The organism is Streptomyces sp. NPDC006487, from assembly GCF_042870555.1.
In the GTDB taxonomy this organism is placed as follows: Bacteria; Actinomycetota; Actinomycetes; order Streptomycetales; family Streptomycetaceae; genus Streptomyces.
In genome coordinates, this window is record NZ_JBIAHN010000006.1 from 313,347 (window position 1) to 334,201 (window position 20,855).

Sequence of the window (20,855 nt, forward strand, 5' to 3'; positions counted from 1 at the left end):
AGCGGTTCCTTCAGTCGGTGAGCAGGCCGAGCAGGCGGGCGGCGTTCTCCTTGAGGATCTTCGGCCGGACCTCGGGCTTGATGTCGAGCTTCTCGAAGTCGGCGAGCCAGCGGTCGGGGGTGATGACGGGATAGTCGGAGCCGAAGAGCACCTTGTCCTTGAGCAGGGTGTTGGCGTAGCGCACGAGCTGCGGCGGGAAGTACTTCGGAGACCAGCCAGACAGGTCGATGTACACGTGCGGCTTGTGGGTGGCCACCGCCAGCGCCTCGTCCTGCCACGGGAAGGAGGGGTGGGCGAGGATGATCCTCAGTTCGGGGAAGTCCACGGCCACGTCGTCGACCAGCATCGGGTTCGAGTACTTGAGGCGGATGCCTCCACCGCCCGGCAGGCCGGCGCCGATGCCGGTCTGACCGGTGTGGAAGAGGGCGGGCACGCCGAGTTCCTCGATGGCCTCGTACAAGGGGTAGGCGAGCGGGTCGTTCGGGGAGAACGCCTGGATGCTGGGGTGGAACTTGAAGCCGCGGACGCCGTGCTCCTCGACCAGCCGCCGGGCCTCGCGCACGCCCGCGCGGCCCTTGTGGGGGTCGATGCTGGCGAAGGGGATCAGCACGTCGGCGTGGGCGGCGCAGCTCTCGGCGATCTCCTCGTTGGAGATCCGCGGGTGGCCGGTGGCGTGCTCGGCGTCGACGGTGAACACCACGGCCGCCATGCGGCGTTCGCGGTAGTGTCCGGCCATCTCCTCGATGGTCGGCTGCCGGTGTCCGTGTGCCTTGAAGTACGTCTCGGAGGCGCCGAACAGCTCGGGGCTCAGCGCCCCGTGGCCGTCTTTGGAGACCTCCGCGTGCGTGTGCATGTCGATGGCGGTCAGCCGCTCGAGGTCCAGCGCGAGGGCGCCCATCTCAGGCCCCCGGGGTCTGGGGCGCGGGGATGCCGTAGGTCTCGGGCTCGACTCCGACGCCGCCCGGCCACTCGGCGGCGATGGCGTCGGCGCTCCAGCCGCCGTCCGCGAAGGCGACCGCCTTCTCCTGCGGGTGCGCCCACAGGGCGAGCCGGTCACCGCCGATGCCGATGGCCTGCCCGGTGACTCCGTCGGAGGCGTCCGAGGCCAGGAAGGCGATCAGCGCGGCGACGTCCTCGACGGTGCCGAGGCCCTCGTCCTTGCGCAGCCAGTCCGGCAGCGGCTCGCCGGTGCGCTCGGACTCCTCGATCAGCGGGGCGAAGGCCGGTATGGACTTGGTCATCTCGGTGGCGGCGACGGGCACGACGGCGTTGACGGTGATTCCGGCGCGGCCCAGCTCCATGGCCCAGGTGCGGGCCATGGCGACGATGCCCGCCTTCGCGGCGGCGTAGTTGGTCTGCCCGAAGTTGCCGCGCTGTCCGGCGGGCGAGGAGATGAGGACGAGCCGGCCGCCGGTCCCCTGTTCGCGCATGCGGACGGCGGCCGCACGGGCACAGGTGAAGGTGCCGCGCAGGTGGACGCGGACGACGTCGTCGAAATCCTCGTCGGTCATCTTCCACAGCACCCGGTCGCGCAGGATGCCGGCGTTGGTGACGAGCACGTCCAGCCGGCCGAACGCCTCGACCGCCGTGTCCACCAGCTGCTGCGCCGACGCACTGTCGCCCACCGCCGCGACGACGCCGGTCGCCGTACCGCCCTCGGAGGCGATGGAGGCGACGGCGGCGTCGACGACCGCCCGGTCGACGTCGTTGACGACGACGGCGGCGCCGGCCGCGGCGAGGGCCCGGGCGTATGCCAGACCGAGACCTCGTCCGCTGCCGGTGACGACGGCGACCTTGCCGTGGAGATTCATGAGAGGGGCCTCTCGTAGGTACGGGAAGAGGGGGAAGGGGATACGCCGACGTGCCGGCCCGAGCCGGGATCGACAGGAATCCTGATGAATGCCAGTCTGTGTAATCAACAGGATTCCTGTCAATGCCCTATTCTGGAGGTCCCGCCACCACCACCGGAGGACGAACGTGAGCACCTCATTGCTCTACCTGGTCAAGCGGACGGAGCTGGCGGTCCGCGCCCGCCTGGAGGAGCTGGTCAGGCCCGCCGGGATCACGGCGTTGCAGTACACCGCCCTGACGGTGCTGGAGCGGCACGACGGCATCTCCGCCGCACAGCTCGCCCGCGACTCGTTCGTCACCGCGCAGTCGATGGCCGACATGGTCCGGGCACTGGAGAGCCGCGAACTGATCCGCCGCGAGCCCAATCCCGCCAACCGCCGCGAACGCCTCATCGTGCTCGCCGACCCCGGACGGCGACTGCTCGCCGAGTACGCGGAGCCGGCCCGCCTCCTGGAGGAGCGCATGGTGGCCGGCCTGAGCGCCGAGGAGATCGGCATGCTCCGCCAGGCCCTGGTCGGGGCCTGGCGATCCCTGTCCTAGGGCCTGTCGTCAAACTCCCGTCTGCCTCGGGCGACGACGGGAGTTTGACGACAGGCCCTGGCGCCGGCCAGGGGGCCGGCTCGCTACTTGAGCGCGTACATGCGGATGACCACGGCATTGTCGCCGTCCGGGCGGGCGAGCCCGACGAAGACCGTCTCCGCGAGCCAGCGGTGGGCGGGGGCATCCGTACGGAAGACCGGCGACGTGCGGTAGTAGTGCCCGGCCTCGGAAACCTGGAGCCCCCCGTCGAACTGGTCCGGGGTGTCGGCCTTGGGGCTGTAGTAGCCGCGGTTCACGATGTCGATCACGGCGCCGTCCTCGGCCTGGAGCAGATAGCGGGCCTCCAGCTCGCACACCTCCCCGCGCGTACTGCTCCAGTCCCCTCCCCCGGGAAGGACCTTGCCGCGCAGGCGGGGCCCGTCCACGCTGCCCCCGGTGATGGGGGTGAACTCGGCGACCTCCCCGTCGCCGTGGCCGATGTGCAGCGTGTCGGCCACCTCGGCCCGGATCTCGAACGCGAAATCGAGGGCGGGAGTGAAGGACATGGCGGTTCTCCGATTCTGTGAGGGAGCACGGCGGGCCCGCACGGTCGACGACCGAGGGTGCGAGGCCGCGCGACATCGCCGCCGGTCAGGCCGATCGCGGCGCCGGGCCGGGCCCGACGGGGCGGATGCCCGATCCGGGAGAGAGTCGCGTCTTGCTCTTGACGCCCTAGCTCACCAGATGCAAGCGTGACATGCAACAACGTTATATGACGTTAGTTTATGACGGCTCGCGGGCGGCCTCCCCCACACCCCCGTGTCGAGCGTCCCCCTCCTTCTCACTCCCCTCGGCAAGGAGCATCAGCCATGGCTGCGAAAAGATCGGTGCTGATCGTGCTGACGAGCGCAGGACTGCTGGCTGCCACAGCCTGTAGCGGCTCGACGACCGGTAACGGCGCAACCCCCACGGCCTCGGCCGCACGTCTCACCACCACCACGGCGCCCGGCAGCTCCGAGGTGGACCGGATCGCCTGGGCCCTGCCCTACGGCGAACCGACGACCCTCGACCCCGCCAAGATCGGCGACTACTCGCCCCAGACGGTCGAAGCCAACCTCTGCGACACCCTGACCCGGATGAACGCGGACTTCTCCCTGAGCCCCGGCCTCGCCCGGAAGGTCGCCTGGACCGACGACCGCAACCTGGTGCTCGACCTCCGCCCGGACGTCACCTTCTGGGACGGCTCGCCCATGACCCCCGTGGACGTGATCCACAGCCTGGAGCGACAGCGGGACCCGAGGACACAGGCCCTGTACGGCAACTACCTGGCCGCCGTGACCTCGATCGAGGCCACCGGCCCCCACCAGGTGACACTGAGGACCGAGAAGTACGACCAGACCCTCCCCAAGGCCCTGTCCACGTCGTTCGGCGCGGTCGGCCAGAAGGCGTACGCCGAGAAGGCCGGCGCCGCCTACGGCAGCCCCAAAGGCGGCCTGATGTGTACGGGGCCCTTCAAGCTGGGGTCCTGGAAGTCCGGCACCGGCATCACCCTGGAACGCAACGACGCGTACTGGGACACCGGGCTCAAGCCGAAGGTGAAGCAGATCGAGTTCCGGTTCATCACCAACAACAACACGCTGACCGGCGCCCTGCTGTCCGGCGAGATCGACGGCACGTACGAACTTCCGCCCACCAGCGCCACCGCGCTCGCCCGGGCGGACAACGGCGAGGTGCACCTGGGCCCGTCGACCCAGAACGTCCTGCTGATCCCCGGCAACGCCGAGTCGCCCGCGGCCGACCGGAAGCTCCTGGACGCCCTGTCCCTGGTCATCGACCGCGACGCGCTGATCAGACACGTCTTCGGGGGCGACGCCACCACCCTGAAGTCGCTCGTCCCGCCCCTGACCTGGAGCGGCGACGAGGCCGCCGCCCAGTTCGACGCGGCCTACGCGGCGCTGCCCGAGGTCCCCCGGCCCGACGTGGAGAAGGCGAAGGCGCTGGTCGCACAGGCACGTCCGGCCGGGCGTCCGCTCGTGGCTGCCATTCCCGCCGGGGACCAGCGCTCGCTGCAGGCCCTGACCTTCATCCAGGCCGCGGCGAAGAAGATCGACGTGGACATCGAGATCAAGCAGCTTCAGCCCACCGAGATGTCCTCGCTGTTCTACGACCCCTCGGTCCGCAGGGGCCTCGACCTCATCCTCACCTTCGGCTACGTCACCATGCCCGACCCGGCGTCCTACGTGGCCGAGAGCGTCACCCCCCGCGGCATCTTCAACTGGACCGGCTACGACAACCCCGACGTGAACCGGCTGCTCGACCAGGCCCGCACCTCCTCCGACCCCGCGGCCTCGGCCGCGGCGTACGCGCAGGCCCAGGCCCTCTTCACCCCCACCACCCCGGCCGTGTTCCTGGCGACCACGCACGAGCGCATGTTCATGAACGAGCGCATCAGTGGTGCGCCGACCTCCTTCGCGTACATGGGCATGCCGTGGGCCGCCCACCTCGGCGGGACCGCCAAGTGACCGCCACCCCTTCGAATCAGGAGACGACGATGACCGACACCACCGGTGGCACCCCCCTGTGGGACCGCTCGGCCGCCGAACTGGCCGCCGGCATCCGCGCGAAGAGCTTCTCGGCGACCGAGGTCGCGCAGGCCTTCCTCGCACGCATCGAGGAGACCAACCCCGCGCTGAACGCCCTCGTGGACATCCGCCCCGAGGAGGCCCTCGCCCAGGCGGCGGCCGCCGACGCCGCGGTGGCCGCGGGCGGCGAGCTTCCCCCGCTGCTCGGCGTCCCGGTGTCCACCAAGATCAACACCTCGCAGCGCGGGTACGCCAGCTCGCACGGGGTCGCCGCCTGGGCCGGCGCCGTCGCCCAGGACGACGCCGTCTGTATCGCCGGCCTGCGCGACGCGGGGGCGACCCTGCTCGGCCGCAGCAACAGCCCGGCCTTCGCAGTGCGCTGGTTCACCGGAAACGAACTGCACGGCACGACCCTCAACCCCTGGGACCCCACCCGCACGCCGGGCGGCTCCTCAGGAGGCGCCGCCGCATCGGTCGCCGCCGGCATGACCCCCATCGCGCAGGGCAACGACATCGGCGGCTCCGTCCGCTTCCCCGCGTACTGCTGCGGCGCCGTCGGCCTGCGCCCCACCATGGGGCTCGTCTCCGGGGTGGAGCCGCGCGGCGCGGAGGAGTTCGACAGCCCGCTGTCCTTCCAGACCATGGCCGTCCACGGGGCGCTCGGCTGGACCGTCGACGACGTCCGGCTCGGCCTGCACGCCATGGTGAGCCCGGATCTGAACGACCCCGTGGGCCTCCCGGTGCGGCCGCCGCTGGGCACGCCCGGCCGGGTCAAGGTCGCGGTCGTCCGTTCCGTCGGAGGCACCAAGCCGCACCCCAGCGTCGACGCGGCCATCGACGACGCGGCCCGGTGGCTGAGCGAGGCCGGCCACGAGGTGGAGGAGATCGAGCTTCCCCTTCTGGGCGAGGCCGCCCGGCTGTGGTCGCTCCTGATCTACCAGGAGCTGAAGACGATGATGTCCGAGATCGAGATGTTCGGCGACGAAGCCGTACGCGTCTCCCTCGCGTCCTGCTTCGCCGCCGCCGCGGAGATGTGGGGCGAGCAGCCCACCCTCGCCGAGTACATCCGCGGGTACGCCCGCCGCGGCAGCCTCATCAGCCGCTTCCAGCAGTTCCTGGGCCAGGACCGGGTCGTACTGACGCCGGTCTGCGCCGAGCCGCCCTTCGAGCAGGACGCCGACCTCGCCGGCGACGCCCGGGTGAGCGAACTGCTGGCCTCGCAGTGGCCGATGCAGGCCGTACCCGTCCTCGGGTTCCCCGCCGTCTCCGTGCCCACCGGCCTGCGCGACGGGCTGCCGTCCGGCGTCCAGCTGATCGGCGGCCGCTTCCAGGAGGACCTGCTGCTGCACGTCGCCACGGCGATCGAGACCCGGGCCACCCGTACCCGGCCGACCCTCTCGTGGGCGGCGACCGGCTGACCGACCCGCGTCCCCGGCACACCAACGGCGTGCCCCGGCGGTCTTCCCAGACCGCCGGGGCACGCCGTTTCCCGCTTCCTCCCGCGCGCCCCACGGCTGCCCGAGGTCTCCCGGACCCTCGCCGGGAAGGGCTTGACCGGTACCGGGACCCGGGCGCACAACGACGAAAACGCCGCCCCTCACCGGGGCGGGCGTCTTCGTCTCGTGGGCGGCTCGGCACGCGGGACGTCAGGGGGCAGCAGCCCTGTCCGCCATCCTCCGCGGCGTCCAGCCCGGCTTCGGGATGGAGTCGATGAGGCGCCGGGTGTACGGGGCCCGCGGAGCGCCGAGGACCCCCGCGACCGGGCCTTGTTCGACGACCCTTCCCGCCTGCATCACCAGGACGTCGTCGCTGATGTGCCGGACGGCGCCGAGGTCGTGCGTGATGAACAGCAGGGCGGTGCCGGTGTCCGCCCGGATACGGGCGAGCAGGGCCAGGACCTGCGCCTGGATGGACACGTCCAGGGCGGCGATGGCCTCGTCGAGGATCAGTACCCGTGGTTCGGCGGCCAGGGAGCGGGCGATGGCGACGCGCTGGCGCTGTCCGCCGGAGAGGGCCTTCGGCAGCGAGCGTGCCTGCCGCTCGTCCAGGCCCACCATCTCGAGCAGTTCGGCCACCCGGGCGCGCAGCCGGTCGGCGGGCAGCTGCCGGTGCAGCGCGACCGCCTCGGCGACGGCGTCCCCGACGCGCTGACGCCGGTCCAAGGAGGAATAGGGGTCCTGGAACACCATCTGGATCCGCCGGCCACGGACGTGGCGCTCGCGAGAGCGCGCCCGCCCGGCCCGGCGCTCGTCCCCGTCGACGACGACGTGTCCGCCGCTCGGCGTTTCGAGCCCGGCGATCATGCGGGCGGTGGTCGTCTTGCCCGATCCCGACTCGCCGACGATCGCCAGGGAACCGTGCTCCGCGAGCGAGAAGGTCACGTCGTCCACGGCGACGAAGTCACCGAACTCCTTGCGGAGGTTGCGTACCTCAAGCACGGCTACCGGCCTCCCCGGTCGAGGGTGTGTGCGGAAAGTGGCAGGCCGCCGTGGTGTCGGCGGTGGTGCTCGGGTGCGGTCGGTCGCTGCGGCACAGGTCCCGTAGGCGCGGACATCGTTCTCCGAAGGCGCATCCGTCGGGCGCTTCGAAGCCGGACAGCGGTCTGCCCGGGATCGAGCGGAGTTCCGCGGTGGTGTCGGAGACCGAGGGACGGGAAGCCAGCAGGGCGCGCGTGTAGGGGTGGGCGGCGCCGGCGCGCAGGCGGCCGGCGGGGAGTTCCTCCACGGTCGAGCCCGCGTACATGACCACGACCCGGTCGCACACGGCTGCCGCGAGTTCCAGGTCGTGGGTGATGAACAGCATGGCCAGCCCGCGGGCTTCGCGGGCCTCGCCGATGATGGCCATGACCTCTTCCTGCGTGGTCACGTCGAGGGCGGTCGTCGGCTCGTCCGCGAGGAGCAGGCGTGGTTCGGCGGCCAGCGCGGCCCCGATCATCACCCGCTGGAGCAGACCGCCCGACAGCTCGTGGGGCCGTTGGCGCATGCGCCGGCCGGCATCGGCGATGCCGACTTCCCGCAGGATTCCGGTGACCTTCCGGACCGCCTCGGCGGCCGGCACTCGGCGTGTGGTGGTGAGTCCTTCGATCAGGAAGTCGCCGACGCTGCGGGCGGGGTTGATGTGGGCGCGGGGGTCCTGGAACACCATGGCGACCTCGGTGGCGCGGAAGGCACGCAGGCGCTCGGGGCTCATCCGCGGGACGGACTCCCCCGCGAACAGCACCTCTCCGTGGATCCGGGCGGCCCGGGGCAACAGCCCCATGACGGCGCGGGCGGTCAGGGACTTGCCGGATCCGGACTCGCCGACCAGGGCGACGGCCGTTCCCTCGTCGATGGCTACATCGGCGCGGTGGACGACGGTGCGCGCGGCCCCGTCGACGGGCAGGTCGATGCCGAGCGCGTCGATCCTGAGCAGCGGTGTGGAAGTCATGCGTTCTCTCCGAGCAGACGTCGGGACAGGCCCGTCCCCAGCAGGTTGAACGCGATGACGACGACCAGGATGGCGAGGCCCGCGTACAGCGACTGCTCTGGTTGCCCCGCGAGGATGGAGGGGGCCCCGTTGGAGACCATGAGTCCCCACTCCGGGTCCGGGGGCTGGCTGCCGAGTCCGAGGAAGGAGATCGCCGCCACGTCGAGCAGGGCGTAGCCGAATCCGATGGTGGCCTGGACCAGGACGAGCGGGAGCAGGTTCGGCAGGAGGTGCCGCAGCCAGATGCGGGCGGTGGGCGCGCCGAGGAGCTGGAGCGCGGAGACGTAGGGCAGGTGGCGCTCCTTGATCGCGGCGGACCGTACGACACGGGTGATCAGGGGCAAGTAGGCGATCGACAGGGCGACGATCGGTGCGACGAGTCCGGCGCCGAAGACCGCGGCGACGAGGACGGCCATGATCAGCCCCGGGAAGCCGAAGACGATGTCCAGGGCTCCGGAGACGAACCGGTCGAGCCGGCCTCCGCACCACGCCGCCGCCAGCGCGAGGAGGGTGCCGAGCGTGGTGGACACGGCGATCACGACGGCGGGGGCGCAGAGGCTGGCGCGGGTTCCGGCGATCAGCCGGGACAGCAGGTCGCGTCCGGTGTCGTCGGTTCCCAGGAGGTGGGCGGCGGAAGGTCCGGCGTTGACGTTCAGCGGGTCGACGGCGTTGGGGTCGTGCGGGGCGAGCAGGGGGCCGAACACGGCCAGCAGGACGAACAGGGCGACGACGCAGGCCGCCGCGAGCGCCAGGTGGTCGCGCGGCGGTCCGGTGCGCCGTGCGGGCACCGGACGGGTGGACAGGGCGGTGGTCATCGGACCCCCTTCTGCGCGGTGCGGGGGTCGAGCGCGGCGCTGATCAGGTCGACGGTGGTGTTGAGGACGACGAAGACCACCACGAAGACCAGCGACACGGCCTGCACGACGGCCATGTCCTGCTTGGACGCGGCCTCGATCATGAGTGCTCCGAGCCCTCCGGTGCCGAACGCCTGCTCGGCGACGGCCGCGGTGGCGATGAGCCCGGCGACGCCGACACCGGAGACGGCGAAGACGGGGCCCGAGGCGTTGTGCAGCACGTGCCGCCTGATCACCGTGCGCTCGGGGACCCCGCGGCTGCGGGCGGTCTCGACGTGCTCGGAGCGCATCTCCGCGCGGACGGCGGTACGGGTCACCTGGGCGACGTAGCCGATCCAGGTCAGCGCCAGGGCGACGGCCGGGAGCGTCAGGTGGGTGAGGGTGCCGCCGAAGCCCTCGCCGGAACCGTAGACGGGGAACCACGGCAGTTGGACGGCGAAGAGCCAGATGAGCAGCACCGCCATGATGAAGGTCGGTACCGCCATCGCACCCGCCGTCAGGGTCGTGGCCAGGGTTTCCGTACGTCCGCCGCGCAGGGCGGCGACGGTGCCGATGACGGTGCCGCCGACGAGGACGAGGAGGGAGGCGTAGGAGACGAGCGCGAGGGTGTCTCCGGCGCGGGCGCCGATGAGTCCGGCGACGGATTCGCGGTAGACGAGGGACTTCCCGAAGTCCCCCTGCAGGCAGTTGCCCAGCCAGTGCCAGTAGCCCTGGATGAAGGGGTCGTCCAGGTGGTACTCGCGGTGGATCTGGGCCAGCACGGCGGGGTCGGGGTTCCGGCTGCCGCCGACGAGCAGCGTGGCCGGATCGCCGGGAGTGAGGAACATCGCGCCGTAGATGGCCAGGCTGGAGACGAGCACGGTCACGACGAGCATGCCCAGCCGGGTCGTGGCGAATCGCAGACTCATCTCGGGCCGCCCCCTTCACGGCGGAGCCGCTCCGCGGCCGGGTGGTGCACGGCCGAGCCGTCGGGCAGGACGGTCAGGCACAGCCGGGAAGGGTGGGCGGAGCCGGTCCGCAGCGTCTGCAGGCTCGCCTTGGGCGAGGTCGTCAGCCAGGGGCTCTCCAGCGAACCGGAGTTGGGCAGGTGGTTCGGGAAGTCGCTGCCCGCGATCATCAGCGCGAGACGGTGCCCCGGGCGCACCCGGTATCCGGTGTGCCCGAGGGTGATGTCCAGCTCGCCCGCCCTGTCGGCCTGGGCGCATCCGCGCACGATCAGGCGCGCCGTGCCGTCCGGGGCCAGGTCGAGGAGACGGACGAACACGTCGAAGGTGGGCGCCGTGCTGTCCACGTGCAGCACCGCGCGTACGGGGCCCGCGAGGTCCAGCGGCCGGTCGGAGGCGGGGCCGGTGAACACGAGGACGTCGTCCCGGTCGAGGGTGCGGCGCTCGTCGGCGTGGTCGCGCAACTGCAGGAAGGTGTCGGCCGCGGCGGACGGCACGAGATCGTCGGGGTCGTACCGCCACTGGGCCGATTGCGGTGGGCCGGCCCGGCCCGGGGCCAGCCTTCCCCCGGGGACCGTTCCGGCCGCCCCGGCCGGCTCCGTCAAGTACATCTCGGCGGACGTGGCTTCGGGCAGCGGCCAGGTCTCCGCGGTGCGCCAGCCCTCGTGGCCCAGCTTCCAGCGCACCCGGGGCAGGGAGTCGGGCCGTGCGGCGCCCTTCAGGAAGACGTCGAAGAACTCGATCGCGGTCCCGGCGTAGGAATCGAGCATGCGCTCAAGGGCGGCGTCGCCTTCCCCGTGGTCGGTCTCGGGCGTGGCCGGGGCGTCCTCCAGGAAGTAGTTCTCGTGGTCGATCGTGTCGGCGACCAGGTACTGGACGGCCGCCCACCCGGGGCGCTCGGCCAGCTCCGTGTAGTCGCGCATGTGCGCGATGCCGAGGTTGTCGAACCAGCCCACGCAGTGCAGCACGGGCACGGGGCGGGCGTCGTAGGGGTGCGGACCGTTGTACGGGGCGAGGGGGATGCCGCCGACGATGAGGTCGAAGCCGGTCGAACGCTTCCCGATGGCGGTGAACGCCTCCTCGTAGGCGGCGGCGATCGGACGCCTGGTGAGATCGACGTCGAACTCGTAGGAGTCGTTGTCCGTCCACACCTGCGCCTGATACGTGGCCCCCTCCAGCCACAGGGGCTGCCGGCCCGAGCCGGAGTCGTAGGCGGCGACGCCGGGGGCGTTCGAGGTGCAGGTCACCCGGGGGACGATGGCACGCAGCGCGGGATGCTGGCTGGAGACCGCCGACCATTGGGTGAATCCGTAGTACGAGTCGCCGAACATGCCCACGATCCCGTCGGACCAGGGCTGGTGGGTGATCCAGTCGAGGGTGTCGTAGCCGTCGTCGACCTCTCCGGTCCAGCCCAGGGTCCGGCCCTGGGAGCGGAACTTGCCCCGGACGTCCTGGACCACCACGACGTACCCGCGCGCCGTGAACCGCTCCGCGATCCGGTCGAAGAAGACGTACCGGCTGTTCTTGTCGTAGGGCAGGCGGGCCAGGACGGTCGGCGCCGGCGCCGACCCCTCGGCGGCGCCGTACACGTCGGTGGCCAGCCGCACGCCGTCGCGCATCCGGACCATGTGCTGCCGTGCGGACGGAGGGACGGGTTCCGACGTGACCTGTCGGACGGCAAGGTTCATGAAGCCCCTCCATGGAAGCAAACCTTTGAAAAACAACGTGATATAACAGCGTTGCATTTAGATGAGTTCAGCGTCAACCCCCTCTGAGCTAGGTTGCTTCCATGCCGATCGACGTCGACGAAGTCCAGCGCCGCAAGGCAATCGCCCACGCGACCCTCGCGGTCGCCGCCCGGGACGGTGCGCGCGCCGTCACCATCCGTGCCGTGGCCAAGGAGCTCGGCGGGTCCACGGCCATGGTCACCAACTACGTGCCCACCCGCACCGAGCTGATCACCAACGCCGTGCGCGCCGCGGAATCACGCTGGCGCGCCGACCTGGAGGCCCACCTGGGCGAACTGACCGGCTCGGACCGGCTGCGCGCCACGGTGGAGTGGCACCTCAGCACGGAGCCGGAAGACCTGCTGCTCCGTTCGCTCTGGATCGAGATGCTCTCGTCGGCGCACTCCGACCCGGGCGGCGTCGACCACCACGAGCCGCGCGAATCGCGCCAGGAGTTCCTGGAGGCGTCCATCGCCGCGGGAGTACCCGACGCCGGCCTCGCGGCCGACCTCCTCTCGCTGCTGACCCGCGGCTACTACGTCTCATCGGTGGAAGAGCCGTCCCACTGGACGCCGGAGCGCGCGAGCCGCGTCGCCAGGGCCGTCGTGGATGCTTTGATCGAGGCCTGAGCGAGGCTTGAACCGCCGAGGGGGCGCCCGTACCGCCGAGGGTGGTGCCTGAGCTGCCGAGGTCGGGCCTCGGTGTCCGCCATATCGGCCGACGCCCAACGGAGTTGGCAGCCCGGGGACTACCGGAGCGAGTGGCCGGCGGACCCGTGGTCCCCGCCCGGGGTGCACCGGCACATCTGACCGGATTGACCGGAAGACCTGGTGCGCCCCGCCCCGCCTGTGGTTCCCTGGGCGCATGACCGTACTCGTGACCCGTCGCCACGTCGACTACGCGCGCGTCACGACCACGGGTTGTCCCGTCACCGGCTGACGCGGCGCCGCGCGGCACAGCCCGCGCTCCCTCTCCCGCACCACGCACCTCGCACCTCGCACCGCTCACTCCCCCGTACCCGTCGTACGCCGTCCCGTCCTGCCCGGACGCCGCGGCCGCCGGGCGGGAGCCGTCGGGTGCCGGGGCCTTCGCTCCACAGTGAACCCCGACGCGCTGCCGCCCACACCGGCTCCCCCGCACCGGCACCGGCACCGGCACCGGCACCGGCACAAGGGTGCCGCGCCTCCCTTCCGCGTACCAACGGCCGCCTGACACCGCTCCGTTCCGCACCTCCGAGTCACCCGCACTTCCGAGGAGACCCATGAGCCAGCCCATCGACGCCGTCACCGCAGGGCACACCCCCGAGAGCGAGACCGCCGGATCCGCGACGCCGGCCTGGTCCTTCGAGACCAAGCAGCTCCACGCCGGCTCCGCTCCCGATCCGGCCACCGGCGCCCGCGCGGTCCCGATCTACCAGACCACCTCGTTCGTCTTCCGCGACACCCAGCACGCCTCCGACCTCTTCTCCCTGGCCGAACCCGGGAACATCTACACCCGCATCCACAACCCCACCCAGGACGCCCTGGAGCAGCGCGTCGCCGCCCTCGAAGGCGGCGTCGCCGCCGTCGCCCTCGCTTCCGGTCAGGCCGCGGAGACCCTCGCGATCCTGAACCTGGCTTCGGCCGGCGACCACATCGTCTCCAGCGCCTCCCTCTACGGCGGCACGTACAACCTGTTCCGGCACACCCTGCCGAAGTTCGGCATCGAGGTGTCGTTCGTCGAGGACCCCGACGACCTCGACGCCTGGCGGGCCGCCGTACGGCCGCAGACCAAGGCCCTGTTCGCCGAGACCCTCGGCAACCCGCGCGGCAACGTCCTCGACGTCCGGGCCGTGGCCGACGTCGCGCACGCGGCGGGCCTGCCGCTCGTCGTCGACAACACCGTGCCCACGCCGTACCTGCTGCGCCCCATCGAGCACGGCGCCGACGTCGTCGTCCACTCGGCCACCAAGTTCCTCGGCGGGCACGGCACCACCCTCGGCGGCGTGGTCGTCGACGCGGGTACCTTCGACTTCGGCGCGCACCCCGAGCGTTTTCCCGGCTTCACCGAGCCAGACCCGAGCTACCACGGGCTGCGCTACTGGTCCGCCCTCGGACCGGGCGCGTACGCGGTCAAGCTGCGCGTGCAACTGCTGCGCGATCTCGGTCCCGCCATCGCGCCGCACTCCGCGTTCCTGCTCCTGCAAGGCGTGGAGACGCTGAGCCTGAGGCTGGAGCGGCACTCGTCGAACGCCCAGGAGCTGGCCCAGTGGCTCGAACGGCGCGACGAGGTCTCGGCGGTGCACTACCCCGGCCTGCCGTCGAACCGCTGGTACGAGGCCGCGCGCCGCTACCTGCCGCGCGGCGCCGGGGCAGTGCTCTCGTTCGAGTTGCGGGGCGGTGTCGAGGCGGGCCGGCGCTTCGTGGACGGACTGGAGCTGTTCAGCCACCTCGCGAACATCGGCGACGTACGCAGTCTCGTCATCCACCCCGCCTCGACCACCCACAGCCAGCTCGACGAGGCGCAGCTCGCCGCCACCGGCACCACCCCGGGGCTGGTACGCCTGTCCGTCGGCATCGAGAACCTCGCCGACCTGAAGGACGACCTGGAGGCCGGCTTCCGCGCCTCGAAGGAAGCGTCCTGAACTCCGCCACAGGGACCCCGGACGGCGTGGTCCCGCCTCCCGCCACCGGCGCGTGGCGGGAGGGGGACCCGCCGGGCCGCCGCCAGTGGCACCGGCGCACGCAACCGCTGGCGCTGGAGGCGGGCGGTGTGCTGCCGGGGGTGCGGCTGGCGTTCGAGACCTGGGGGCGGCTCGCACCGGACCGTTCGAACGCGGTCCTCGTCCTGCACGCGCTGACCGGCGACAGTCACGTCGCGGGCGCCGCCGGGCCCGGTCACCCGACCTCCGGCTGGTGGGACGCACTGGTGGGCCCGGGCCGGGCGCTCGACACCAACCGGTGGTTCGTGGTGGCGCCGAACGTCCTGGGCGGCTGCCAGGGAAGCACGGGGCCCGCCTCGCCGGGCCCCGGCGGGCGTCCCTGGGGCGGTTCGTTCCCGCGCCTGACCCAGCGCGACCAGGTGCGCGCCGAGGCCGGACTCGCAGACGCACTCGGCGTCGGCCGGTGGGCCCTGGTGGTCGGTGGATCCATGGGCGGGATGCGGGCGTTGGAGTGGGCCGTCGGTGAACCGGGGCGCGTGGCTGCGCTGTTGCTGCTCGCCTGCCCGGCGGCGGCCAGCGCGGACCAGATCGCTTGGGCCTCTTCCCAGGTCCACGCCATCCGCGCCGACCCCCATTGGCGGGGCGGCGACTACCACGACGCCGGGCCCGGGCGGGGGCCGCACGCGGGGCTGGGCATCGCCCGCCGCATCGCGCACATCACCTACCGTTCGGCCGGGGAACTGCAGACCCGCTTCGGCCATGAGGCCCAGGAGGGGGAACAGCCCTGGCTCGGCGGCCGGTACCGCGTCGAGTCCTATCTCGACCACCAGGCCGTCAAACTCCCCCGGCGGTTCGACGCGGCCAGTTACGTCACCCTGGCCGAAGCCATGAACACCCACGACATCGGGCGGGGCCGGGGCGGCCGACGCACGGCCCTCGGCCGGGTGCGGGCCCGCACGGTGGTGGCCGGGGTGGACTCCGACCGCCTCTATCCCCTCGCCCAGCAGGAGGAACTGGCGGAGGGGATCCCGACCGCGGACGGGATCCGGGTCATCCGCTCCCCGTACGGGCACGACGGGTTCCTGCTCGAGACGGAGCAGGTCGGCGCACTGGTGCGGGGGCTCCTGGACGCCGCCCCGGATCCGCGCGCCGGCGTCGGGGGCTGACGGGCCGGTCCGCGCCCCGCGCCCCGCGCCCAGCGCCCAGCGCCCAGCGCCCCCGGAAGCCTTGCTCAGCCGCGTCGGCCGCGTAACCCCACCCGTCACACGCGTATCAACACCGGCGTTTCGGCCAGTGCCCTCCCCGGCGGGACCCGCACGCCTCAAGGGTGGATGCACCCTGCACGAGCAGCCTTCCGCGCTCCTGTACGGGATCCGCTTCGTCTCAAACACGCGTGTTCGATCCGGTGCCCCCGGTCGTTGAGCCCGACACCATCACACGACGGCAACACACCTCGCAACGAATGCAGTTGACCTCGCCTGGCATCACCGGCACGTCCTGTCGAGAGGTATCCGCATGGCACCCGCTCGTTCCGATCAACCCGACCGCGACCAACCGAGCGACGCCGGGAGCCCAGTGGCCCGCCGCGGCGTCCCGACACGACGGGAAGCGGGGTGGACCGCATGACGGACCGGCGGCAGACCGACGAAGAGTCCTCCACGGTGTCGGAGTCGGAGCGGCTGCTGTTCGGTGGGGAGCTGGCGTACGACGTCGGTTGGGACCGGCACGAAGGCGTCTGGCTCAAGCTCGGCCTCGTGACCATGGCCAAGGCCTTGCCCCGCATGGTCACCACCGGGTTGAAGCTCGCGCACCTCGCCGACGCACGCGCCCTGCGCGTGGTGCTCGGCGCCGAGGCCGGGCGGGGCATCGCCCAGGCGGTCGGGCTGGTCGCGGTCAACGGCGTACTGGGCCACGTCCTGGCCGACGGCACAACCAACCAGCGCCTGGCCCAGGCCGTTCCGTCGCTCGTGCTGGTCGCGGTCACGGCGTTGCTGGGTTCGCTGCTGCGCTCCGCGTCGACAGCGGCCACCGGCGAACTCGAACCCAAGGTCCAGCGGGTCGCCACGGAGCGGTACCTGGGACTGGTGCACCGGGTGGAGCTCGCGGCGATCGAGGACGACGAGTTCCACCGGCTGCTGGACGCGGCCCGCTACGGGGCCGACTCCGCCCGCCGGATGATCCGGTACTGCACCAACACCCTGAACTCCGGGATCTCCCTGATCGCGGCCGCCGGTGTGCTCACGGTGCTCCACGTCGCGCTCCTGCCCCTCCTGGTCCTGATGACCTTGCCCAGCGCGTGGAGTTCGCTGACGATCTCCAAGCAGCGCTACATCAGCTTCCACGCCTTCGTACAGCACGCGCGGGCCGGGCACCTGCTGGGGCAGTTGCTGACCCAGCGGGAGGCCGCCGCCGAGGTCCGGGTCCACGAGGTCGGGCCCTTCCTCCTCGGTCACTTCCGGCAGATGGCCGAGACCAGCGAACGCGAGCAGACCCGCCTGGCCCGTACCGCCGCCAAGATCGGGCTGATCGCGGACGGCGCCTCCGGGGCCGCGACCCTCCTCACCTACGGGGCGCTGGGGCTGCTCCTGTGGAGCGGTCGGATGGACCTGGCGGTCGCGGGCACCGCGGTGCTCGCCATCCGCGCCGGCGCCTCCAGCCTCGACGGTCTGGTCCTGCAGATGGCCGACCTGCACCAGGAGTCGCTCTTCGTCGCCGACTACGAGCGGCTGTGCGTGGAGGCCGAGGCGCGCGCCATCCCGGAGACCGGGGAGGATCTGCCCGAGCAGGTGCGGGAAGTCCGCTTCGAGAAGGTCACCTTCACCTACCCGGGCTCCGGCGGCGAGAGCCCGCAGCCGTCTCTGCGCGAGGTGTCCCTGTCCTTCCCGATCGGCAAGGTCATCGCCCTGGTCGGGGCCAACGGCTCGGGCAAGTCCACCCTCATCAAGCTCCTGGCCGGCCTGCACCTTCCCGACGAGGGCGGCGGCACGATCTGGTGGGACGACGTGGACGCCGCCAAGGCCGACCGAGGACAGATCTTCGCCCGCATCGCCCTCATGTCGCAGTCCTTCTTCCGGTGGCCCTTCACGGTGCGGGTCAACATCGGCATCGGCCGGCCCACCGTCCCCATCGAGGACGAAGCGGTGCAGGACGCGGCGGCCTTCTCCGGCGCCGACAAGTTCATCGCCGCACTGCCCCGGGGCTTCGGCACGCTCCTGGGCCGGGGATACAAGGGCGGGCGAGAGGCGTCCGGCGGAGAATGGCAGCTGACGGGCATCAGCCGCGCCTGGTACAAACGCGCGGGGATCCTGGTGGTCGACGAGCCCACCAGTGCTCTGGACGCGGTCGCCGAGCAGCGGGTATTCGACCGGATCCGTGCACTGGCCGCGACCGGCCAGACGATCATCTTCATCACCCACCGACTGCATTCGGTGCGGCACGCCGACGTCATCCACGTCATGAAGGACGGACGGCTCGCCGAGTCCGGGACGTTCCCGGAGCTCATGGACGAGGAGACCGGCACGGGGGACTTCAGGGACTCCTACCTGATCCAGGCGGCCGCGTTCGCGGAATCCGTGCCCGCCCAGCGTGCCCCCGCCGCGGACGCCACGTCGGAGGAGCACTCGTGACCCGGTCCGACCCGCTTGCCGCCGCCTGCGGCCGATACCGGTTGAGCGACCCCGTGGTGACCGATCCGCTCGGCCTCCGGCCCGGGGCGCAGCGGTGAGCGGCGGCGCCCGGCACACGGTGCCGGTCGACGTCCACCTCATCCTGCGCCGCGACACCGGGAACGGCCCCGAGGCGCTGATGTCCCGCCGCGCCGGACCGGTGTACGCGACGGGGCTGTGGCACCTCCCGTCCGGGCACCTCGACCCGGGCGAGACCATGGTCGAGGGGGTGATCCGGGAAGCCCGTGAGGAGACCGGCGTCCTCATCGACCCCGAGGACGTCACCGCGGCCGTCACCGTGCACCACCGCCCTCCCGTCGGCTCCAACTCCCGGATCGGCGTGTTCTTCGAGGTCCGGAGGTGGTCGGGACGGCCCCGGGTGATGGAGCCGGACCGGTGCGACGGCATGGGCTGGTACCCCCTGGACGGACTGCCGGAACCGATGGTCGCGTACTGCCGGGCCGGCCTGGACGCCTACCTCGCCGGGCTGCCCGCCGCCGTGCACTTCCAGCACCCCGGCGACCCCGTCCAGCACGCCCCGGCCGGCCCCGACCGCGGCCGCCTCCTGCCCGGCCCGCCCCAACGGCCTTTCTAGGGTGGCTCCATGGATCTCCAGACCGAGCTGATGAACCACCCGGGCGTCCCCGAGGACCGGCGCACGGACTTCCGTTCCTGGACCAACACGCTCATCGCCCCGGATCCCGTCCGGCCGACGGCCGCCAAAGAAGCGGTGGGGGCGATGGCCGCCTTCTTCGTCCGGCTCATCGTGCACAAGCGCCGCCACCCCGCCGACGACCTGGACGCCGCGGACGGCCGGCTGACGAAGCCGGGGCGCCGCGCGAGTCGGTCCTTCGGCGGGTGGCCGGAACTCGCCCGAGGCGGGTGAACAGAGGGCTACGCACTGGTAACTTGCCCGAGTTGATCAAGGTCGGAGCCGTGGTGGACCACGCTCCGGCCCGGAGCCACCCCCTCAGTCAAGGAACCACATTGGCACGCACCGTCCGTACGACCGCACTCGTCTCCACCACGGCGCTCGCCCTCGGCTTGTCCCTCCTCGGCGCCGTCGCCCCCGCCTCCGCCTCGGAGGCGCCGGCACCCACTCCGCACCTGGACGCGGTCGAGCAGACCCTGCGTCAGGTCTCGCCGGGCCTGGAGGGCTCGATCTGGGAACGCACCTCCGGCAACCGGCTCGGCTCGTCCGAGCCCGGGGGCGCCGACTGGCTGCTCCAGACTCCCGGATGCTGGGGCGACGCCGTGTGCGCCGACCGGCCCGGATCGCGCCGCCTCCTGGACAAGATGCGGCGCGACATCTCCGACGCCCGGCAGACGGTCGACATATCGACCCTCGCGCCCTTCCCCAACGGGGGTTACCAGGAGGCGATCGTCGCGGGCCTGCGGGAATCCGTACAGAAGGGCAACCGGCTGAAGGTGCGCGTCATGGTCGGCGCCGCGCCCCTCTACCACTCCACCGTGATCCCGTCGTCCTACCGGGACGAGCTGCTCACGAAGCTCGGCCCGGCCGTCGCGGGCGACATCACCTTGAACGTGGCCTCGATGACCACCTCGAAGGCCGCCTTCTCCTGGAACCACTCCAAGCTGGTCGTGGTGGACGGCAGTTCGGTGATCACCGGCGGCATCAACAGCTGGAAGGACGATTACCTCGACACGTCCCACCCGGTGAGCGACGTCGACCTCGCCCTGTCCGGACCGGCGGCCGGCTCCGCGGGCCGCTATCTGGACTCCCTGTGGGACTGGACCTGTCGCAACAAGAACAACTGGAGCTCGGTCTGGTTCGCCGCCTCGCCGGGCGCGGACTGCATGCCCGCCCTGCCCCGGCCCGCCTCCCCGCGGGGCGAGGGGGACGTGCCCGCACTGGCCGTCGGCGGGCTCGGCGTGGGCATCCGTCAGAACGACCCCTCCTCCGCCTTCCGCCCGGTCCTGCCCACGGCCGGCGACACCAAGTGCGGGATCGGGGTGCACGACAGGACGAACGCCGACCGGGACTACGACACCGTCAACCCGGAGGAGAGCGCGCTGCGCGCCCTGGTCTCCAGCGCGACCTCGCACATCGAGATCTCCCAGCAGGACGTGCACGCCACCTGCCCACCGCTGCCCCGCTACGACGTGCGCCTCTACGACGCCCTCGCCGCGAAGCTCGCCTCCGGTGTGAAGGTCCGCATCGTCGTGAGCGACCCGGCCAACCGCGGCACGATCGGCAGCGGCGGCTACTCGCAGATCAAGGCGCTCTCCGAGGTGAGCGACGCCCTGCGCGGCCGGGTGACGGCCCTGACCGGCGACGGCGCCCGGGCCCGGACGGCTCTGTGCGAGAACCTCCAGCTGGCCACGTTCCGCGCCTCCGACCAGCCGACCTGGGCGGACGGCAAGCCGTACGCCCAGCACCACAAGCTGGTGTCGGTCGACGGATCGGCCTTCTACATCGGCTCGAAGAACCTGTATCCGTCCTGGCTGCAGGACTTCGGGTACATCGTCGAGAGCCCGGCAGCCGCCGGACAGCTGAAGAGCGACCTCCTGGACCCGCAGTGGCGCTACTCCCAGGCCACCGCGACGTACGACCACACCCGCGGCGTCTGCCGCGGCTGATTCCCC

At 71.9% G+C, this 20,855-nt stretch carries 18 protein-coding genes; 10 read left to right on the forward strand and 8 right to left on the reverse strand.

The features are described 5' to 3' along the window. Window positions 1-10: 10 nt before the first annotated feature. Both ACFYM0_RS12650 and ACFYM0_RS12655 read right to left on the reverse strand, forming a co-directional pair. Window positions 11-883, reverse strand: coding sequence for an amidohydrolase family protein (locus ACFYM0_RS12650; protein WP_388500223.1), 873 nt, complete (start codon window positions 881-883; stop codon window positions 11-13). Between the two features lie 16 nt (window positions 884-899). Then, window positions 900-1,811, reverse strand: a complete 912-nt coding sequence (locus ACFYM0_RS12655) for an SDR family oxidoreductase (protein WP_388499997.1) — start codon at window positions 1,809-1,811, stop codon at window positions 900-902. Between the two features lie 166 nt (window positions 1,812-1,977). On the opposite strand from ACFYM0_RS12655, the gene ACFYM0_RS12660 reads away from it, so the two are divergent. Next, window positions 1,978-2,391, forward strand: a complete 414-nt coding sequence (locus ACFYM0_RS12660) for a MarR family winged helix-turn-helix transcriptional regulator (protein WP_388499999.1) — start codon at window positions 1,978-1,980, stop codon at window positions 2,389-2,391. Window positions 2,392-2,474: 83 nt separating this feature from the next. Here the strand turns inward: ACFYM0_RS12660 and ACFYM0_RS12665 are convergent, their stop codons facing one another. Continuing rightward, window positions 2,475-2,936, reverse strand: a complete 462-nt coding sequence (locus tag ACFYM0_RS12665) for a DUF3237 domain-containing protein (protein WP_388500001.1) — start codon at window positions 2,934-2,936, stop codon at window positions 2,475-2,477. 303 nt (window positions 2,937-3,239) lie between these two features. On the opposite strand from ACFYM0_RS12665, the gene ACFYM0_RS12670 reads away from it, so the two are divergent. Both ACFYM0_RS12670 and ACFYM0_RS12675 read left to right on the forward strand, forming a co-directional pair. Continuing rightward, window positions 3,240-4,892 (forward strand): ABC transporter substrate-binding protein, encoded by a 1,653-nt coding sequence (locus tag ACFYM0_RS12670; protein ID WP_388500004.1) that lies wholly within the window; start codon window positions 3,240-3,242, stop codon window positions 4,890-4,892. Between the two features lie 29 nt (window positions 4,893-4,921). Then, window positions 4,922-6,370, forward strand: coding sequence for an amidase (locus ACFYM0_RS12675; RefSeq protein WP_388500007.1), 1,449 nt, complete (start codon window positions 4,922-4,924; stop codon window positions 6,368-6,370). A gap of 228 nt (window positions 6,371-6,598) precedes the next feature. Here the strand turns inward: ACFYM0_RS12675 and ACFYM0_RS12680 are convergent, their stop codons facing one another. The 5 genes from ACFYM0_RS12680 to ACFYM0_RS12700 are packed head-to-tail and all read right to left on the reverse strand — an operon-like array spanning window position 6,599 to window position 11,903. Beyond that, window positions 6,599-7,390 (reverse strand): ABC transporter ATP-binding protein, encoded by a 792-nt coding sequence (locus ACFYM0_RS12680; RefSeq protein WP_388500009.1) that lies wholly within the window; start codon window positions 7,388-7,390, stop codon window positions 6,599-6,601. After that, entirely contained in the window at window positions 7,383-8,378 is a 996-nt protein-coding gene (locus ACFYM0_RS12685) for an ABC transporter ATP-binding protein (protein WP_388500012.1), read from the reverse strand. The genes ACFYM0_RS12680 and ACFYM0_RS12685 overlap by 8 nt, the downstream gene beginning before the upstream one ends. Next, window positions 8,375-9,232 (reverse strand): ABC transporter permease, encoded by an 858-nt coding sequence (locus ACFYM0_RS12690; protein ID WP_388500015.1) that lies wholly within the window; start codon window positions 9,230-9,232, stop codon window positions 8,375-8,377. Before ACFYM0_RS12690 ends, ACFYM0_RS12685 begins: the two co-directional genes overlap by 4 nt. Further along, window positions 9,229-10,179: an ABC transporter permease gene (locus ACFYM0_RS12695; protein ID WP_388500018.1), complete on the reverse strand. Its 951-nt coding sequence runs from the start codon at window positions 10,177-10,179 to the stop codon at window positions 9,229-9,231. Before ACFYM0_RS12695 ends, ACFYM0_RS12690 begins: the two co-directional genes overlap by 4 nt. Further along, the gene (locus tag ACFYM0_RS12700) at window positions 10,176-11,903 is read right to left on the reverse strand and encodes a CocE/NonD family hydrolase (protein WP_388500021.1); all 1,728 of its coding nucleotides are present in this window, start codon (window positions 11,901-11,903) and stop codon (window positions 10,176-10,178) included. Before ACFYM0_RS12700 ends, ACFYM0_RS12695 begins: the two co-directional genes overlap by 4 nt. A 101-nt stretch (window positions 11,904-12,004) precedes the next feature. Between ACFYM0_RS12700 and ACFYM0_RS12705 the strand changes: the two genes are divergently transcribed. The 7 genes from ACFYM0_RS12705 (at window position 12,005) to ACFYM0_RS12735 (ending at window position 20,849) form a co-directional block, all read left to right on the forward strand. Then, the gene (locus ACFYM0_RS12705; RefSeq protein ID WP_388500022.1) at window positions 12,005-12,571 is read left to right on the forward strand and encodes a TetR/AcrR family transcriptional regulator; all 567 of its coding nucleotides are present in this window, start codon (window positions 12,005-12,007) and stop codon (window positions 12,569-12,571) included. Window positions 12,572-13,203: 632 nt separating this feature from the next. Then, the gene (locus tag ACFYM0_RS12710) at window positions 13,204-14,565 is read left to right on the forward strand and encodes a bifunctional o-acetylhomoserine/o-acetylserine sulfhydrylase (protein WP_388500023.1); all 1,362 of its coding nucleotides are present in this window, start codon (window positions 13,204-13,206) and stop codon (window positions 14,563-14,565) included. Between the two features lie 26 nt (window positions 14,566-14,591). Further along, window positions 14,592-15,749 (forward strand): homoserine O-acetyltransferase, encoded by a 1,158-nt coding sequence (locus ACFYM0_RS12715; RefSeq protein ID WP_388500025.1) that lies wholly within the window; start codon window positions 14,592-14,594, stop codon window positions 15,747-15,749. A 456-nt stretch (window positions 15,750-16,205) separates the two neighbouring features. Next, the gene (locus ACFYM0_RS12720; RefSeq protein WP_388500225.1) at window positions 16,206-18,209 is read left to right on the forward strand and encodes an ATP-binding cassette domain-containing protein; all 2,004 of its coding nucleotides are present in this window, start codon (window positions 16,206-16,208) and stop codon (window positions 18,207-18,209) included. 94 nt (window positions 18,210-18,303) lie between these two features. Then, a complete protein-coding gene (locus tag ACFYM0_RS12725) occupies window positions 18,304-18,843 on the forward strand; it encodes an NUDIX domain-containing protein (protein WP_388500027.1) in 540 nt (179 codons plus the stop codon). A gap of 9 nt (window positions 18,844-18,852) precedes the next feature. Next, window positions 18,853-19,134, forward strand: a complete 282-nt coding sequence (locus ACFYM0_RS12730) for a hypothetical protein (RefSeq protein ID WP_388500029.1) — start codon at window positions 18,853-18,855, stop codon at window positions 19,132-19,134. Window positions 19,135-19,235: 101 nt separating this feature from the next. Then, complete coding sequence (locus tag ACFYM0_RS12735) at window positions 19,236-20,849, forward strand: phospholipase (protein WP_388500032.1); 1,614 nt, start codon at window positions 19,236-19,238, stop codon at window positions 20,847-20,849. Window positions 20,850-20,855 lie beyond the last annotated feature (6 nt).

Bases quoted from the DNA above. Each gene is read 5' to 3' on its own strand.
- ACFYM0_RS12670 (WP_388500004.1), top strand. From the start codon at position 3,240: ATGGCTGCGAAAAGATCGGTGCTGATCGTGCTGACGAGCGCAGGACTG.
- ACFYM0_RS12695 (WP_388500018.1), bottom strand. From the start codon at position 10,179: ATGAGTCTGCGATTCGCCACGACCCGGCTGGGCATGCTCGTCGTGACC.
- ACFYM0_RS12665 (WP_388500001.1), bottom strand. From the start codon at position 2,936: ATGTCCTTCACTCCCGCCCTCGATTTCGCGTTCGAGATCCGGGCCGAG.
- ACFYM0_RS12675 (WP_388500007.1), top strand. From the start codon at position 4,922: ATGACCGACACCACCGGTGGCACCCCCCTGTGGGACCGCTCGGCCGCC.
- ACFYM0_RS12730 (WP_388500029.1), top strand. From the start codon at position 18,853: ATGGATCTCCAGACCGAGCTGATGAACCACCCGGGCGTCCCCGAGGAC.
- ACFYM0_RS12705 (WP_388500022.1), top strand. From the start codon at position 12,005: ATGCCGATCGACGTCGACGAAGTCCAGCGCCGCAAGGCAATCGCCCAC.
- ACFYM0_RS12710 (WP_388500023.1), top strand. From the start codon at position 13,204: ATGAGCCAGCCCATCGACGCCGTCACCGCAGGGCACACCCCCGAGAGC.
- ACFYM0_RS12655 (WP_388499997.1), bottom strand. From the start codon at position 1,811: ATGAATCTCCACGGCAAGGTCGCCGTCGTCACCGGCAGCGGACGAGGT.
- ACFYM0_RS12700 (WP_388500021.1), bottom strand. From the start codon at position 11,903: ATGAACCTTGCCGTCCGACAGGTCACGTCGGAACCCGTCCCTCCGTCC.
- ACFYM0_RS12690 (WP_388500015.1), bottom strand. From the start codon at position 9,232: ATGACCACCGCCCTGTCCACCCGTCCGGTGCCCGCACGGCGCACCGGA.
- ACFYM0_RS12685 (WP_388500012.1), bottom strand. From the start codon at position 8,378: ATGACTTCCACACCGCTGCTCAGGATCGACGCGCTCGGCATCGACCTG.
- ACFYM0_RS12720 (WP_388500225.1), top strand. From the start codon at position 16,206: ATGACGGACCGGCGGCAGACCGACGAAGAGTCCTCCACGGTGTCGGAG.